The organism is Bradyrhizobium sp. CSA207 (assembly GCF_029051685.1).
Classification (GTDB): Bacteria; Pseudomonadota; Alphaproteobacteria; order Rhizobiales; family Xanthobacteraceae; genus Bradyrhizobium.
In genome coordinates, this window is the sequence record NZ_JAACFT010000028.1 from 31,669 (window position 1) to 47,440 (window position 15,772).

The window sequence follows — 15,772 nt, forward strand, 5'->3', positions numbered from 1 at the left end:
CTCGGTGGCCACACGCTCGGCGCGTCACACACGTGGAGGGTTTGTCATGGACGTGGGCTACGAACATCACGACATATGTGTGTTGGCCTCATCGAGTTGCGAAGTCGGCGATTGGGGTGGGCAACCACCTGCAGCCTCACCAATTGGTTCTACCGTCTTCGTTGGTGGTGGTACGCTAGCTATTAGGTGTGCAGAGCTAGCAATGGAGATGGGCTACGTCATCGGCGCGGCCCTGTGTGCCGACGCCATCTTCCGCGATTGGGCCGCTCGCGCCAATATCGTGTGCCTAGCGAGCGTTGAAGAGCTTGCCAAATTGCTCAATACCGAACCGGTGGAGTGGATATTTTCTGTTGCCAATCCGATTATATTGCCGGCGGACGTGTTTGGGCGAGTGCGTCGAGGCGCTTTCAATTACCACGGCGGTCCCTTGCCACGGTATGCGGGAACTCATGCGACGTCTTGGGCGCTGCTGGCCCAAGAGACCGAATATGCCATCGCGTGGCATCGCATAGATCATGGTGTTCATACGGGTGACCTGGTGGTTCAACGCCAAGTCCTGATTGGACCTACCGACACCGCCTTAAGCCTGAACCTCAAATGTGATGAAGCCGCAGTCGAGGGATGCCGCGAGCTTTTAACTGGGTTAACGAACGAAAGGCTTGCCGCCCGTCCGCAGGCGCTAGCGGACAGAAGCTATGTTCCGCGGCGCCGACGCCCAGATGCTGCGGGCTGTCTGCGATGGGATAGATCCGCGCAAGATCTCTCAGCGATGACGCGCGCCTTAGACTTTGGGCCGCATCATTCCAACCCTTTATGTCTGTCCAAGGCTCTTGTGGGCGACGACGTTGTCGCAGTCAGGTGCTTGGAGGTGTCGTCTGGCCGCTCGGGCTTATCGGCGGGTTCCCTGGTTGAAATCCACCCCAGCCACTGGCGTGTGGCGACAGGTACAGATGATGTTGATGTTTGGTTTGACAGCCTGGATGGTGAGGCTCTGGATGCGCGGGCACTCGCGAGACAGTCCGATCTGGATCTAGGGCATCGCCTCCCGATTTTAAGCGATGAAGAGGCTCGGGGCATAACCGTTGCCCATGAAATGTTGGCGCCTGGGGAGAGTTTTTGGCGACAGCGGCTTGAGCAGTGCAAAATATTGCAGCTTCCCTTTCTGTCGTCTTCAGAAGCTGTGGTTTCCCCCAGACGGCAGTCGAGTTCGTGGCTCGTTCCAAGTGCTTTGGCCGAACTGTCACCAGTTGATCGCGCTGAGTACTTGCTGAGTGCTTTACTGATCTATCTCGCCCGCATCACAGGTGAATCAGAGCTTCAATTGGGTTGGACTCCCGTACCGACTAGATCGCGAGCCGGGTTTAAAGCCGTGGAGGTGCTTGTCGCGTCTGTCGTGCCAATGGAAATTATCATAGATCTCGGTCATGATTTTGCGGAGGTGCGCAGGGCGGTGGCGGCCGAGTATGCTCAGCTGAGGGAGCACGATAGCTTTGCGCGGGATATTATCGCGCGCTACCCGACCTTGCGGGCTCATGAGGCGCTACGATCGCGCCGTCCCTGGTCGGTTGGCGTTACGGTTACTGCAAATAGCGGGTCTGCCGCTGGTGATCTTGCAAGCCTGAGTTTTAAAGCGCCCCTATCCGGTGATTTGCTGACGTTTGAGGTTTGCGCTCTGGAAGGGAGCTTTCGATGGCACTTTGATGCAGGTCGCTTGGCGCCCAAGCAGATCGACCGCATGACGCAGCATTTGCAGAATTTGTTGTGTGCTGTGATGGCCGATGCGCAGCAGCCGGTAGGACGAATTCGGCTCCTGTCGTCCGCTGAGCGCGCCTACGTCCTGGAGGAGTTGAACCGGACGGCGGCCCCCTATCCGGCGGAGCAGTGCATCCATCAGCTGTTCGAGGCGCAGGTGCGTCAAGCGCCGGACGCGGTGGCGGTGGTCGATGCGGACGCGCGCTTAAGCTATGGCGAGCTCAATGCACGGGCGAACCGCCTCGCGCATCATCTGATCGGGCTCGGGGTGAGGCCCGGGGATAGTGTTGCGACAATGCTGGACCGCTCCGTTGCGCTTGTGGTGGCGCAGTTGGCGACCCTGAAGGCGGGGGGAGTTTATGTCCCGATCGATCGCGCTCTTCCATCTGCACGACAAAGCTGGATACTGGCCGACTGTGATGCGCGCCTCGTGCTTAGCGAGAGTGACGATGACGATCTGGTTGAGGTGACGATCCCTGTTCTGCCCATTGAGCCGCTCATGGCCGGAACAGGATGTAGTACCAATCCAGGCCTGGCATTGAGCGCCGAGGCCGCCGCTTATGTAATGTACACCTCCGGCTCGACCGGCGTTCCCAAGGGAGTTGTTGTTCCTCATCGTGCTGTCAACCGGCTCGTCATCAACAACGGCTATGCGGAGTTCAGCTCGAGGGATCGTGTGGGATGGCTGGGCAATCCCGCGTTTGATATCAGTACGCTGGAAGTCTGGGCACCGCTGCTACACGGTTCGAGCCTGATTGCGATTCCATACACTAATGTGCTGGAGCCAGAAGTGCTGCGCAGTCTGGTTCAGCAGCACCGCATTACCGTCCTGCATTTGACAGCGGGGTTGTTCAGGCAGAGCGCTAATGATCTAGGCCCGGTGCTGGCGAGTTTGCGGTTGCTATTAGTTGGAGGTGATGCGGTTGATGTGGCGGCAGTAGCACGGGTGTTGAGGCAGAACCGACCGCAACATCTCTTGCACTGCTACGGTCCGACCGAGACGACGACCTTTGCGACAGTCTGCGAGATCAACGCGATTGATGAGCCATTCCAGCGGCTTCCCATTGGCCGACCGATCGCGAACACGCAGGTTTACCTGCTGGACGGTCATGCTGAGCCCGTTCCGTTTGGGGCGGTGGGGGAGCTTTACATCGGCGGGGCGGGGGTCGCGCATTGCTATCTGAACCGTCCCGAGCTGACGGCGGAGCGGTTTGTGGCCGATCCGTTCAGCGCTGAGGCGGGGGCGCGGATGTACCGGACCGGGGATCTGGCGCGCTATCTGCCGGACGGCAATCTGGAGTTTTTGGGCCGCAACGACGACCAGGTGAAGATCCGGGGCTTCCGGATCGAGCCCGGCGAGATCGCGGCACGGCTCGTCGAACACGCATTCGTGCGCGATGCGATCGTCGTGGCGCAACAGGATCGCACCGGCGAGAAGCGTCTGGTCGCCTATGTGGTTGCGGCTGCGGAGCACGCCGGCGAGGCTGAGGGATCTGACCTTGCCGGCACGTTGCGCGCGCATGTGAGTGCGCGGCTGCCCGACTACATGGTGCCGGCTGCGTTTGTGCGGCTAGCGGCGCTGCCGCTGACGGCAAACGGCAAGCTCGACCGCAAGGCGCTGCCGATGCCTGAGGATGCGGCCTATGCGCGCGCGGCCTATGAGCCGCCGCGCGGCGAGACCGAGACCGCGCTGGCGACGATCTGGGCGGAGCTTCTCGGTGTGGCGCGGGTCGGACGCCACGACAGCTTCTTTGAGCTTGGCGGCCATTCGCTGCTGGCGGTGCAGCTGATGGCGCGTCTGCGGCGGCTGTCGCTGGGGATCGCGGTGCAGACCTTATTCGCCAAGCCGGTGCTGGCGGATCTGGCCGCAAGCCTGGGAACTCATCAGGAGGTGGCGGTCCCGGCCAACCTGATCACCGCGAGCAGCACGGCGATTACGCCGCAGATGCTGCCGCTGATCGAGCTGACGCAGGGCGAGATTGATCGGATCGTCGCCATGGTGCCTGGTGGCGTCGGCAACATCCAGGACATTTATGGTTTGTCGGCGCTGCAGGACGGCATCCTGTTCCATCATCTGCTCGCCAGCCACGGCGATCCGTACCTGCTGGTGTCGCAGATGGCGTTTGCCGACCGTGACCTGTTGGATCGCTATCTTGCCGCGGTTCAGCGGGTGGTGGATCGGCACGACATTCTGCGCACGGCCTTTGTCTGGGAGGGGCTGTCGAGCCCGGCCCAGGTGGTGTGGCGTCGTGCGCCGCTGGAGGTGAGCGAGGTCGAGCTGGACGGGTCTTCTGGCTCCGGCCACGAGCAGCTTAAGGATCGGTTTGATCCGCGCCAGCACCGCATCGATCTCGGCCGGGCGCCGCTGTTGCGGTTTGTGATCGCGCGCGAGCCCGGCAGCGCGCGCTGGCTGCTGCTGGAGCTGCAGCACCATTTGATCGGGGATCAAACCACGCTGGAGGTGATGCATGCCGAGGTCCGGGCCGTGCTGGAGGGGCGCGAGCATGAGCTGATAGCCCCGCAGCCGTTCCGCAATCTGATGGCGCAGGCGCGTCTTGGTGTTGATGCCAAGGCGCATGAAGAGTTCTTCCGGGGGCTGCTGGCAGACATCGACGAGCCGACCATGCCGTTCGGGTTGAGCGAGATCCGCGGCGACGGCAGGGGGGGTCATGAGGCGCGGCGGATGCTGCCGCAGGCGCTCAACGCGCGGCTGCGGGAACAGGCGCGGCGGCTGGGGGTGAGCCTGGCGAGCCTGTGCCATCTGGCCTGGGGGCAGGTGGTGGCGCGCAGCAGCGGCCGCGAGCAGGTGGTGTTCGGCACGGTGCTGTTCGGCCGCATGCATGGCGGCGCCGGTACCGACCGCGCCATGGGCCTGTTCATCAACACCCTGCCGCTGCGGCTTGATCTCGACGGCACCGGGGTCGAGGCGAGCGTGCGCACCACCCACGCCCGGCTGGCCGAGCTGCTGGCGCATGAGCATGCCTCGCTGGCCTTGGCGCAACGCTGCAGCAGAGTTGCGGCACCAGCGCCGCTGTTCAGCGCGCTGTTGAACTATCGTCACACCACGCCAGCGGCCATGTCCGGTTCTGCATCGAATGATGGGCTAGAGGGGGTGGAATGGCTGGGCGGGGAGGAACGCACCAACTATCCCCTGTCCTTGTCGGTGGAGGATTTTGGCGAGGCGCTCGGTCTGACGGCGCAGGTGGCGGAGCCTGTCTCCGCGGATCGGGTCTGCGGCTACATGCAGCGCGCGCTCGAGCAAGTGGCTGAGGCGCTGGAGCATGCCCCCAATACGCCGGTGCGAGACCTGGACATCCTGTCGTCCGCTGAGCGCGCCTACGTCCTGGAGGAGTTGAACCGGACGGCGGCCCCCTATCCGGCGGAGCAGTGCATCCATCAGCTGTTCGAGGCGCAGGTGCGTCAAGCGCCGGACGCGGTGGCGGTGGTCGATGCGGACGCGCGCTTAAGCTATGGCGAGCTCAATGCACGGGCGAACCGCCTCGCGCATCATCTGATCGGGCTCGGGGTGAGGCCCGGGGATAGTGTTGCGACAATGCTGGACCGCTCCGTTGCGCTTGTGGTGGCGCAGTTGGCGACCCTGAAGGCGGGGGGAGTTTATGTCCCGATCGATCGCGCTCTTCCATCTGCACGACAAAGCTGGATACTGGCCGACTGTGATGCGCGCCTCGTGCTTAGCGAGAGTGACGATGACGATCTGGTTGAGGTGACGATCCCTGTTCTGCCCATTGAGCCGCTCATGGCCGGAACAGGATGTAGTACCAATCCAGGCCTGGCATTGAGCGCCGAGGCCGCCGCTTATGTAATGTACACCTCCGGCTCGACCGGCGTTCCCAAGGGAGTTGTTGTTCCTCATCGTGCTGTCAACCGGCTCGTCATCAACAACGGCTATGCGGAGTTCAGCTCGAGGGATCGTGTGGGATGGCTGGGCAATCCCGCGTTTGATATCAGTACGCTGGAAGTCTGGGCACCGCTGCTACACGGTTCGAGCCTGATTGCGATTCCATACACTAATGTGCTGGAGCCAGAAGTGCTGCGCAGTCTGGTTCAGCAGCACCGCATTACCGTCCTGCATTTGACAGCGGGGTTGTTCAGGCAGAGCGCTAATGATCTAGGCCCGGTGCTGGCGAGTTTGCTGTTGCTATTAGTTGGAGGTGATGCGGTTGATGTGGCGGCAGTAGCACGGGTGTTGAGGCAGAACCGACCGCAACATCTCTTGCACTGCTACGGTCCGACCGAGACGACGACCTTTGCGACAGTCTGCGAGATCAACGCGATTGATGAGCCATTCCAGCGGCTTCCCATTGGCCGACCGATCGCGAACACGCAGGTTTACCTGCTGGACGGTCATGCTGAGCCCGTTCCGTTTGGGGCGGTGGGGGAGCTTTACATCGGCGGGGCGGGGGTCGCGCATTGCTATCTGAACCGTCCCGAGCTGACGGCGGAGCGGTTTGTGGCCGATCCGTTCAGCGCTGAGGCGGGGGCGCGGATGTACCGGACCGGGGATCTGGCGCGCTATCTGCCGGACGGCAATCTGGAGTTTTTGGGCCGCAACGACGACCAGGTGAAGATCCGGGGCTTCCGGATCGAGCCCGGCGAGATCGCGGCACGGCTCGTCGAACACGCATTCGTGCGCGATGCGATCGTCGTGGCGCAACAGGATCGCACCGGCGAGAAGCGTCTGGTCGCCTATGTGGTTGCGGCTGCGGAGCACGCCGGCGAGGCTGAGGGATCTGACCTTGCCGGCACGTTGCGCGCGCATGTGAGTGCGCGGCTGCCCGACTACATGGTGCCGGCTGCGTTTGTGCGGCTAGCGGCGCTGCCGCTGACGGCAAACGGCAAGCTCGACCGCAAGGCGCTGCCGATGCCTGAGGATGCGGCCTATGCGCGCGCGGCCTATGAGCCGCCGCGCGGCGAGACCGAGACCGCGCTGGCGACGATCTGGGCGGAGCTTCTCGGTGTGGCGCGGGTCGGACGCCACGACAGCTTCTTTGAGCTTGGCGGCCATTCGCTGCTGGCGGTGCAAGTGCTTGAGAAACTCCGGCGGCGGGGTTTGATCCTCGATCTTTCCGTGCATTTCACGAATCCTCGTCTCGATCAGTGCGCCGAGAAGGTGCGCCCCGCATCGAAGAACCATCGAAAATCTGCGAGCCAACTTATTCCACTTCGACTCGCGAACAGTCAGCCACTTATCCTCTGTCACGCTTGTGGCGGAGGGCTGAGCGTCTATGATGACCTCGTGCGGGCGCTGCCAGCTACACAGACCATCTACGGTATACATGCCCTAGAGTTCGGTCACGAACTCCTGAACGTAGGTTCGATTGACGAGATTGCCCAAGTCTATGCTCGGGCTATTGTTCCTGTGCTGCCGGACATGGCTTGTACGCTCGCCGGATGGTCTTTTGGCGGTATGCTCGCCCACGCCGTTGCTGGGATACTAATCTCTGCAAACGTGAGGGTCGATTTAGTGGCATTGATCGATAGTGCCCATCCGTCGGCGCCAGAGACGCCTTCCACTCTCACCTTGGACCAGGAATGGTCTGAATTCCTTGCATTCATTGTCAACGAGGGAGGGTTGTTGCCTGAGCACGATGCAACCATGAAAATTCGACCGGGTGACTTCGCTACGCTCGCGAGCGCTGCTTTCGGTGCATGGAAAATCGGTGTACCGGCGCTTGAGGAAATCTTCCAAATGTTCATTCGCCATATTCGCGCGGGCAAACTATACGTGCCTAAGAAGGTTTCGGCGCTCTGCGTCTATTACACTGGGGACTCCGCTAGCGCAGCAACTCCATGGCACGCTGCTTTCGAGAGCGTCGTTGAAGGGCCCCCTCTTCCTGGCGACCATGGTTCCCTTCTGAAGCAGCCAAATGTGACCGTTCTTGCGGAGGACCTCTCACATCGCCTTCCCGGCGAGGCATTCGTTCGCCGTCCAACAAAAGCTTCAAAAGACGCACCTTTTCCAATAGATCAGGACCTGTAGTAGTGAAGTGGACCCCATCCGTGGGGTCCCGGGGACCAATCGCTTAGTTGGATTCTCGGCCTCTCCGATCTCCTGATATCACGCTGTGAACAGTACTGTCTGCTGCTGTTGTTGCGCCTGTGATGGTGTGGACGCCCCTCGATGGCATCGACGTACCAAAGTGAAGGGCGTTGAATCCAAAAGAGGAAGCGTCCGTGAACGAAGTTACAGCATTTTCCGGCCTGATTGAATCGCGAGGGATTCCCAAGGCGATGAGGATCTGATTCAAGCTTCGTGCTGGATCGGAGGCCAGCATGAATGGTAAAGGCGCTTTCGATTGATCTTCGTGACCGTTTGATTGCCGCACTGGCGAAGGGGATGTCGCACCGTCAGGCTGCGGAACGCTTTGGGTAAGCGCCACAAGATCCGTTGGTGCGCTCTTGAGTGGGATGTCGATGATGCCAGGCCGAAGCGGCAGGGCGGCGATCCACGCTCTCAGGACGGATCGAGGCGCATGCCACGCTATCCTGAGCATTATCGAGCAAGGATATCACGATCGCGGAGGTTCGAGCGAAACTGGCCGAGCAAGGTCTATCCTTCGGCATCGGCACACTCTGGCGCTTCTTCGATCGTCATCGGATCACGCTCAAAAAAGTCGGCGCGCGCCTCCGAACAGGAGTAAGCGTAAAACCAATGTCCCGCGATGAGCAATGAGAGTTGCGCGTCCTCAGCTTGATAGTGCGCAGAAGAGTCGGAGTGTGCTTAAATTTTGGGGCGCCGCTTAGTTCGTCGAGTTCCGCCAGAAGATTGTTCCGACATCGACGGCCCGCTGCGCTTTCTCCGGATCGACGTCAACGCCATGCGCGGCTTCATTCATGACGCGGAGAGAATCGAGAAACTGTTGCGTACTGGCGGGCGCGAGGCCGCGGCGCCGCAGCTCTCGAAGCATGATGCCGAGACCGGTCGGGGCGGCGGAGAAAAGCCGTTCGCGGTCGCAAAATCCCGCAGCGCGCGCTCGATCTCGATCCGCAGCCTGACGATGGACATGAGCGGAGATTCGCGAGCGAATTCTCGCTAACTCATCTTCAAGCTAGTTCCGATCGCATCTTTAGACAGGAGCGCCGGCAAGTCGGCGATCAGCCATCATGTCCAACGCCTACATCATCGAAGTTGAAAGCCATACCGCGGCATCGTCGCGAGGGACGAGCATGCTACCGCTTCTTTTCCTCAGATCGGATATCGACAGCCTCGAAGGCCGCGAGTTTCGCTCTCTGCGCACTGCCGAGTGTGCGGCGCGGGCGCTATTCCTAGTTAGGGCCAGGTGATCGGACCTGCGCGGAGGTTTGGCCCGTGGTAGCGGGGGAGGGACTGAAACCCCCGACTATCGTCAGCGCTTTCCCTCGTCGAATGCCGCTCCCCAGTTGAGGAACGGTGCACGGAAGGCGGGCAGGCGATCCCTGACCGCCGGGAATTCGCCGAACGGCTTGTGCGGCTCAGCTTGATACCAGAACGCCACCGAAGAGATGTCGTCCGCGCGGCGATTCGCATGGCCGTGCTCAATTGTGACTCGGATGTTTTTGCGGAGGATCACCGGGTCTTCGATGTGCCACCGATAAAGCGTCAGCGGTTTGAGCTCCAGTTCGGCCCGCCAGCGGCGATGATGCCATGATAGGGCGCGCTGTAGTCTTGAGTGGGGCACCAGGCCGTGTTGAAATAGTCTTCGGTGCCGGTGCCGTGCAGGGTGGGCGGCCAAGTATCGTTGGCGCCGGGGCTGAACCAGATCGTCTGTGCGCTACGGTTTTTCTACGGCGCGGCGAAGTCGCGGGACTTCGGATCGAAGACATCGACAGCGCCCGCGGCATCATCCAGGTGCCGCCACGGCAAGGGCGCGAAGGATCGCAACGTGATGCTGTCTGGGCATCCTGCGCATCTACCGGCGGCTCGCCCAGCCGCGGCTTTATCCGTTCCCTGGTCGTGACGAAGATCATCCGATCGATCAGACCGTGTTGCTTGCACGCCGCCTGTCGGTCGGGTTGCAGGACGGTCGGGTTGTCACGGAGATAGAACGTCTCGTCGCCGGTGGCGACCATCAAGACCCAATGCCGGCGAGTGATCTCGGCCGCCAGGATCTCGATTCCGTCGAGCGAAAGCGTAAATTTGCTCGCAAAGGCATTCCTATCTATTTTGACGGTGAGGCCCTATGCTCAGGCCCACCAAGGGGATGGACGCCACCCCCTCGCCGCCGCCGTCGCCCGCCCGCTGCGTTTCTGGTGAGGCGAGCGACGGCGGCTCCGAGGGGATGGCTCGGCCGGACCCCATGATCGATTTTGCAGAACTTGACGCACATAACTCGAGGCTCGAAGCTACGCGGGGCGTTGCCTAACGTTAATTGGGTTTGGCCGGTATCTCGGGCGATGGCGTGGCGCCTAGCTGCTCGGCTGATGAGGAAGTCGCGGCCGATGGCACGGTGGTCGACCGGGCTGCGCCCATTGGGGAGCGGCCGACGATAATGGTGAGCAGACCCTGGCCCCACAGCCGCTGTGCGGCCCTCTTGGCGTCCTCTAACGTCACTGCATCGACGACGGCGTTATGCTTTTTGACATAGTCGATCGGCAGCTTATCAAGCTGATGCTGCAGCAGCGTTCGCGCAAGCTTCGAGGATGTGTTGAGGGCCAGCATCTGTGAGCCCCTCAGGTAAGACTTTGCATCGTCGAGCTCCTGCTGGGTCGGTCCTTCCTCGGCGATTCGGCGCGCTTGCTTCTCGATCTGTTCGACCGTCTCGTCAGCGCGATCGGCGGGGGTGCCGCTATTGCCGACAAATATGGCGGAATGATCCATCCAGACCAAGCGCTCATGGACCGAATAGGCCAGCCCGCGCTTCTCGCGGACTTCGCGGAACAGCCGCGACGTCAGACCGGTGCTGCCGAGGATGTGGTTGACGACATAGGCCGCCATGAAATCGGGCTCGCTGCGGCGGACGCCGGGACCGCCGAAAGCCACAACGGTCTGGGGCACATCGAGCGGAATGAAGACGCGCTGCGGCGGTGTTGCTGCGACCACGTCGGGCACCGGCATCGACTCCGCCATGGCCGGCAGGCCGCCAAAAGTCCTGTCGAGCAATTTGCACAGGGCCTCTGGATCGACGTCGCCGACAACCGCGATCTTGAGCGTGTCTTTTGCCATCACGCGTCGGACATAGCCCTTGAGATCTGCGACGTCGATCTTTGGCACGCTCTCGATCGTGCCTCTGGCCTCCCGAGCATAAGGATGATCGTTAAAGGCGACTTCGAGGAATTTGCGATTGGCGAGGGACGAAGGATCGGTCGAGTCGCGCCGCAGGTTCGCAAGCATGCTGGCACGAATCCGTTCGACATCGGCCGCGTCGAACCGCGGCGAGGTTAGTGCCATCCGTAACAGGTCGAAGGCCTCGTCCCTGTTGTCTTCGAGCGTGAGCAAGGCACCGCGGAGGTGATCGCGGGTCGATCCAAAGCTCAGCTCAATGGCGCGACGGTCGAGCCGCTCATGAAAGGTCTGAGAATCTAGATCGCCGGAGCCTTCATCGAGTAGGCCAGAAACCATGTAGCCGACGCCGGGTTTATCGGTCGGGTCTTGGGTCGCGCCGCCGCCGAAAGCGTATTCCATCGCAATCAACGGGACAGTGGCGTCCTGCACGAACCAGGCTACTATACCGCAAGATGACACCAGGCGCTGGATCTTGGTCGCGGCACGCGTTCCGGTCGCGGAAAGCGAACGTGGCGAGGCGAGCATCGCGGTTGAGAGCGAGGCTCCGCCGACGAGGACCGCACGACGTGTGCAGGAGTAGGTCATGATCGCTTCTCCTCGTGGTTCCGCGTTGACCCTTTCATAAGATAGCCGGTCACGGAGCGTTTCTTGTCGAGCCATTTCCGAGCGGCCGCACGCACCTGGTGGGCGGTGACAGCGCGGATGCCGTCCTGCCAGCCTCGGATTTCGTCGATGCTGAGTCCAGTCGCGAGCCGAGCACCGTAGCAGGTCGCAAGCACTTCTTGGCTGTCCCGGGCATAGATTGCTCGCGCGATCAGCTGCGTCTTGACCCGCTCGAGATCCTCGGCGCGCGCGCAACTGTGCGCAATATCGACTATCACCTTGTCGATGGCGCACTCGATCTCCCCGAACCCGACGCCGGGTTTCGGGATCGCAGAAATCGTGAATTGCGAAGGGTCGAGCGAGATATAGTTGTAGAACGTCTCCGCCGTGATCGCGATCTGCTTGTCGATTACCAGCGCGCGATAAAGATGTGAGTTGGCGCCGCCACCCATCAATCCCGCGAGCACATCAAGCACTGGACTCTCGCCGGCGGCCGCGGGGTGAGCCGACGGCACGAGATAATAACGGCGCAAGGCTGGCCGCTCGACGCGGGGATCGGTCAGCGTCACGGTGCGCGGCGCGGCCGGCGTCGGCTCCTGCGGTCGCAGGCGTTCCGCGGGAATTGATGGTTGTGGGGGGATGTGGCCATAATTCTTCTCCACCATCGGGCGGATATCATTTGCGTCGACGTCGCCGGCGATGATCAGGATGGCGTTGTTCGGCGCGTAGAAACGCTTGTAGAAGGCGAGCGCGTCCTCGCGGTCGAGCTTTTCGATTTCCTGACGCCAGCCGATCACAGGGCGGCCGTAGGGATGGTTGAGGTAAAGCGCCGCCATCATCTGCTGGGCGAGCTGCGGACCCGGCCTGTTGGCGACGCAATTGAATTCCTCCAGCACGACGTCGCGCTCCGACAGCACGTTCTCCTCTTTGAGGATGAGACCGGTCATGCGGTCGGCTTCAAATTCCATCATCTTACCGAGCTGCTCGCGCGGCACGTGCTGGAAATAGCTGGTATGGTCGGTCCCGGTGAAGCTGCCCTGGTCGCCGCCGGCGCGCAGCACGGTCTGGGAGAATTCACCTGCGGGATGTTTGGATGTGCCCTTGAACATCAAGTGTTCGAGGAAATGCGCAAGCCCCGATTTGCCGGGTGGCTCGTCGGCGGAGCCGACCTTATACCAAATCATCTGAGTCACAACGGGCGTGCGATGATCCGCAATCACCACGACCTGCAGGCCGTTCTGAAGCGTGAAGCTGGCTGGTCGATCCGACGTGACCGTGTCCCGGGCAAGGACGCTCCCGTCTTCAGGAACGTACCGAAGGTTACCATCCGTGCTATCATACGTTTCGACCGCCAGTGCGGTGCGCGTCGTCAAATCGAAGGCACCAGCCGCAGTGCCTCCAATCTTGGCGGTTACCGAACTCAAGTTCTTCATCGCATCGCACTTTCGTTCCACAGAGAGCAACGTTCTGTGACAGACAATCCCGACAAAGCGGGGAGCCGCACACCGTTTGGCAAGCAGCGGAGCAAAGGCCGGGCCAACTGCCCGGCGGCCTGCGCACGGCCACGCTGCGCGCCAACTGGACGCAAAACAAAACGCGGGGCGCACGTTCTGGCCAAAGGTCAACAGTCGGCATGTCGTGAACACGACATTGCGCACGAAAGCGCACCATAACTTGGCGCCGACTGGCAGAATGGCAACTTGCAGCAAACGACAGACCGAGCGGCGATTACGACGCCGGCTCAACTTTCGCCCGGCTCGCTGTTACACGCATCAGGATGCGCATCCATCGAAAAGTCTGACGCACGGCGTCGTACCGACGGTCCAACTCGGGCGGGCAGTGAACGATTGCCTGTTCGTTGGAGCCAATCTCTGCGCAGCGGATGCCAGGGCATTGCAATCAACCTGGCTAATGGCTCACGTCTCCCTCTGCGCCGTGAGTGGCTTCGCAATATTTCTCATGATCGCGAGGCGGGAGTTGGCGAGCAGCTGCTTGGAGTGCACTCCGCCGAGATAGTGTAGGACGAAGATACCAGAATAACTTAGATTTCTCGGTAACGTGAATTAGGTTGTAGAGAATGGGCCGACTTCGCCAATGTGGTCGCGGATAACGTTGACAGCGTTCATCGAGTGAACCGCCTCGTCGGCAATCACCTCCCGCAATCAAGGAACGTGTTGTTCCCAAAGGCGTCGTAAAATGGCTTTTCTGCAGCATAGGCGCGGCAAGTGCACATCAAATGCGATCATAACCATCAGGGAGGATTCGTCTTTCAGATGTTCACCGATGGGACCAAATCAGGTGATCGAATGTCCAATCTCTCTCGAAGGTCCGTTTCGGATCCGTTAGCGACAGCTCGATGGTGCGGATGAATCCATCGGGCGTGGCACTCTTCGTCGGCCGCCCAGGCATTAAAGAAATGCCCCGGCGTCATCCGTAGCGATTAGTCCGACTGCGTCATAATTTTCACCGATTTCGACGTGAGATTGGCCTGATGCAACTTTCGGCGCGCCAGTAATCTCGATGTGCCGGACGGACGCGCACACGGGCAAAGCGCGAGGACAACCGTTCTGCCGTACGTACCCTCACGCCATGTGATCTTGTGCCAAGCATGTGATGGCAGGCCGATCGCAAGCTTCTTGGCCGAAATCGATCGGTGCGTAACCCTCCGGTGAGGCTTTCAATTACCCATAACTTTTGACCACTCGGTCTGATCCGCTGATCGGCGAGATCTTGAGTCGAAAGAATCGCTTGTGGTTCCTTGCTGAGCACCTGATTCGCGAGGGGGTGCTCTATGGGGCTGACATTAAAGGATCGATCGGCAAAAGGCTGCGTGCCATCCTTGGAAGGTGAATGTTGGATTGATCGAGAGATTGGTGAGTGCGAGTTTAGGGACGCGCGGCTCGGCGACAGATGGCGCTGGCAATAGTCTGACTCTTGCCCGGGCCGGGCGGGTCGAACAGTACATAGTCCGCGCCGCGCTGGGCGGCGAAGACGGCAGCGATCTGCGAGGAATCGGCCGAGAGCGGCGCGAACAGTTCGATCGGATCGATGATCTCGTCGCTGGTTCGCGCATCGATGAAGCTCGCCCCGGACCCATCGTAGCTGTGGGTCGGGGTATCGATCAGGTGACGCACGACGGCATTGCGCTTGAGCAAATCTGCGCGGTCGACGAGATCCTTCCATATCAGGTACTTGGTGAAGGATAGCGTCGCGAACGTGACCAGCTCGGTGACTTCCCAGCCCTTGATGCTCTTGATGTGGCGGCGGACACCTTCGAGCTGGGCAGGCGGATCGGCTCATTCTGAAATGAGGGGTTTGAGTTGCGCCGGTGCTCTCCGACTTGTCGGCCGGACCCAATTCGCAGGCTGCTGAAATACGAGCTGAAGAAGTTCGGCGGAAGCTGATCTGGATGATCGGGCTTGCAACGATGCTCATGGGCCTGTTCGCCTTACTGTTGGGTTGCCGCATCGCCAAAACAGTCGCTTCGATAACGCGCCAGCTCGGCGACGGCCGGTTCGATGTGGTTCTGCCGGGTAGGGGTTCCAAGAAATAGCCTCCACGTTAGACGGTACCGAGTTTGACGTCCTTCGTAGGCGGGAGCTTCTCCTTCAACTGCACGATCAACATGTTGCCTCAGGCAATTTTAAGCGTGTCGCCGCCGATCTCGCGGTTGCAAGGGCAGAGCTCATGAGTCTGTATCGCATCCAGAACGCGTAGCGTGTCCTTTGGGCTCCGGCCGACATTGAGGCTTGTCGCATAGACATGCTGGATCGTGTTCTCAGGATCGACGATGAAGGTGTAGCGATGCGCGATGCCATCACGCGAGCGCACTCCAAGGCCATCGACCAGTGCGCCCTTGGTGTCGGCAAACTGCCAGATCGATAGACGGTGCAGGTCCTTGTGCTCACGCCGCCAGGCGAGCTTGCAGAACTCGTTATCGGTGGAGCCACCAAGCACGATTGCATCGCGATCGGCGAAATCCTTGGACAGGCGGGCAAACTCAGCGATTTCGGTTGGGCAGACGAATGTGAAATCCTTCGGGTAAAAGAAGATGACTTTCCATTTGCCGGGGAAACTCCTCTCAGTCAGCGTCTCGAAGGCGCTCTGCCCGTTCTCCTCTTGCAGGTGAAAGCCGGGCTTCACGCCTGTGATGTCGAACGGCGGCAACTTACTTCCAATTCCAGACATATTGTC

At 60.9% G+C, this 15,772-nt stretch carries 9 protein-coding genes and 2 pseudogenes; 4 read left to right on the top strand and 7 right to left on the bottom strand.

Going from position 1 to position 15,772, the window contains the following annotated elements; all coding sequences use genetic code 11:
- The first annotated feature begins 202 nt into the window (after positions 1–202).
- The 3 genes and pseudogenes from GWG65_RS28165 to GWG65_RS28175 all read left to right on the top strand — a co-directional run bounded on the left by GWG65_RS28165 (position 203) and on the right by GWG65_RS28175 (position 8,810).
- Positions 203–7,753: a non-ribosomal peptide synthetase gene (locus tag GWG65_RS28165; RefSeq protein WP_275198811.1), complete on the top strand. Its 7,551-nt coding sequence runs from the start codon at positions 203–205 to the stop codon at positions 7,751–7,753.
- 297 nt (positions 7,754–8,050) lie between these two features.
- Positions 8,051–8,386 (top strand): annotated as a pseudogene (locus tag GWG65_RS28170) (IS630 family transposase); the annotation flags it as partial.
- A gap of 205 nt (positions 8,387–8,591) precedes the next feature.
- Positions 8,592–8,810 (top strand): hypothetical protein, encoded by a 219-nt coding sequence (locus tag GWG65_RS28175; RefSeq protein ID WP_148744138.1) that lies wholly within the window; start codon positions 8,592–8,594, stop codon positions 8,808–8,810.
- A gap of 309 nt (positions 8,811–9,119) precedes the next feature.
- Here GWG65_RS28175 and GWG65_RS28180 read toward each other — a convergent pair whose 3' ends face one another.
- The 6 genes and pseudogenes from GWG65_RS28180 to GWG65_RS28205 all read right to left on the bottom strand — a co-directional run bounded on the left by GWG65_RS28180 (position 9,120) and on the right by GWG65_RS28205 (position 14,712).
- Complete coding sequence (locus GWG65_RS28180) at positions 9,120–9,323, bottom strand: DUF2961 domain-containing protein (RefSeq protein ID WP_275198848.1); 204 nt, start codon at positions 9,321–9,323, stop codon at positions 9,120–9,122.
- Between the two features lie 29 nt (positions 9,324–9,352).
- The gene (locus GWG65_RS28185) at positions 9,353–9,514 is read right to left on the bottom strand and encodes a DUF2961 domain-containing protein (RefSeq protein WP_342760674.1); all 162 of its coding nucleotides are present in this window, start codon (positions 9,512–9,514) and stop codon (positions 9,353–9,355) included.
- A gap of 603 nt (positions 9,515–10,117) precedes the next feature.
- Positions 10,118–11,500: a pitrilysin family protein gene (locus tag GWG65_RS28190; RefSeq protein ID WP_187436393.1), complete on the bottom strand. Its 1,383-nt coding sequence runs from the start codon at positions 11,498–11,500 to the stop codon at positions 10,118–10,120.
- A gap of 56 nt (positions 11,501–11,556) precedes the next feature.
- Positions 11,557–13,236 (bottom strand): pitrilysin family protein, encoded by a 1,680-nt coding sequence (locus tag GWG65_RS28195; protein ID WP_342760672.1) that lies wholly within the window; start codon positions 13,234–13,236, stop codon positions 11,557–11,559.
- Positions 13,237–14,077: 841 nt separating this feature from the next.
- Positions 14,078–14,234 (bottom strand): annotated as a pseudogene (locus GWG65_RS28200) (IS701 family transposase); the annotation flags it as partial.
- A gap of 229 nt (positions 14,235–14,463) precedes the next feature.
- On the bottom strand, positions 14,464–14,712 hold the full coding sequence (locus GWG65_RS28205; protein ID WP_275198812.1) for a hypothetical protein: 249 nt from the start codon (positions 14,710–14,712) through the stop codon (positions 14,464–14,466).
- 194 nt (positions 14,713–14,906) lie between these two features.
- Between GWG65_RS28205 and GWG65_RS28210 the strand changes: the two genes are divergently transcribed.
- Positions 14,907–15,131, top strand: coding sequence for a hypothetical protein (locus GWG65_RS28210; protein ID WP_148744142.1), 225 nt, complete (start codon positions 14,907–14,909; stop codon positions 15,129–15,131).
- An 80-nt stretch (positions 15,132–15,211) separates the two neighbouring features.
- Here GWG65_RS28210 and GWG65_RS28215 read toward each other — a convergent pair whose 3' ends face one another.
- On the bottom strand, positions 15,212–15,766 hold the full coding sequence (locus GWG65_RS28215; protein WP_148744143.1) for a peroxiredoxin: 555 nt from the start codon (positions 15,764–15,766) through the stop codon (positions 15,212–15,214).
- Positions 15,767–15,772: the final 6 nt, after the last annotated feature.

Bases quoted from the DNA above. Each gene is read 5' to 3' on its own strand.
- GWG65_RS28190 (WP_187436393.1), bottom strand. From the start codon at position 11,500: ATGCTCGCCTCGCCACGTTCGCTTTCCGCGACCGGAACGCGTGCCGCG.
- GWG65_RS28175 (WP_148744138.1), top strand. From the start codon at position 8,592: ATGCGCGGCTTCATTCATGACGCGGAGAGAATCGAGAAACTGTTGCGT.
- GWG65_RS28215 (WP_148744143.1), bottom strand. From the start codon at position 15,766: ATGTCTGGAATTGGAAGTAAGTTGCCGCCGTTCGACATCACAGGCGTG.
- GWG65_RS28165 (WP_275198811.1), top strand. From the start codon at position 203: ATGGAGATGGGCTACGTCATCGGCGCGGCCCTGTGTGCCGACGCCATC.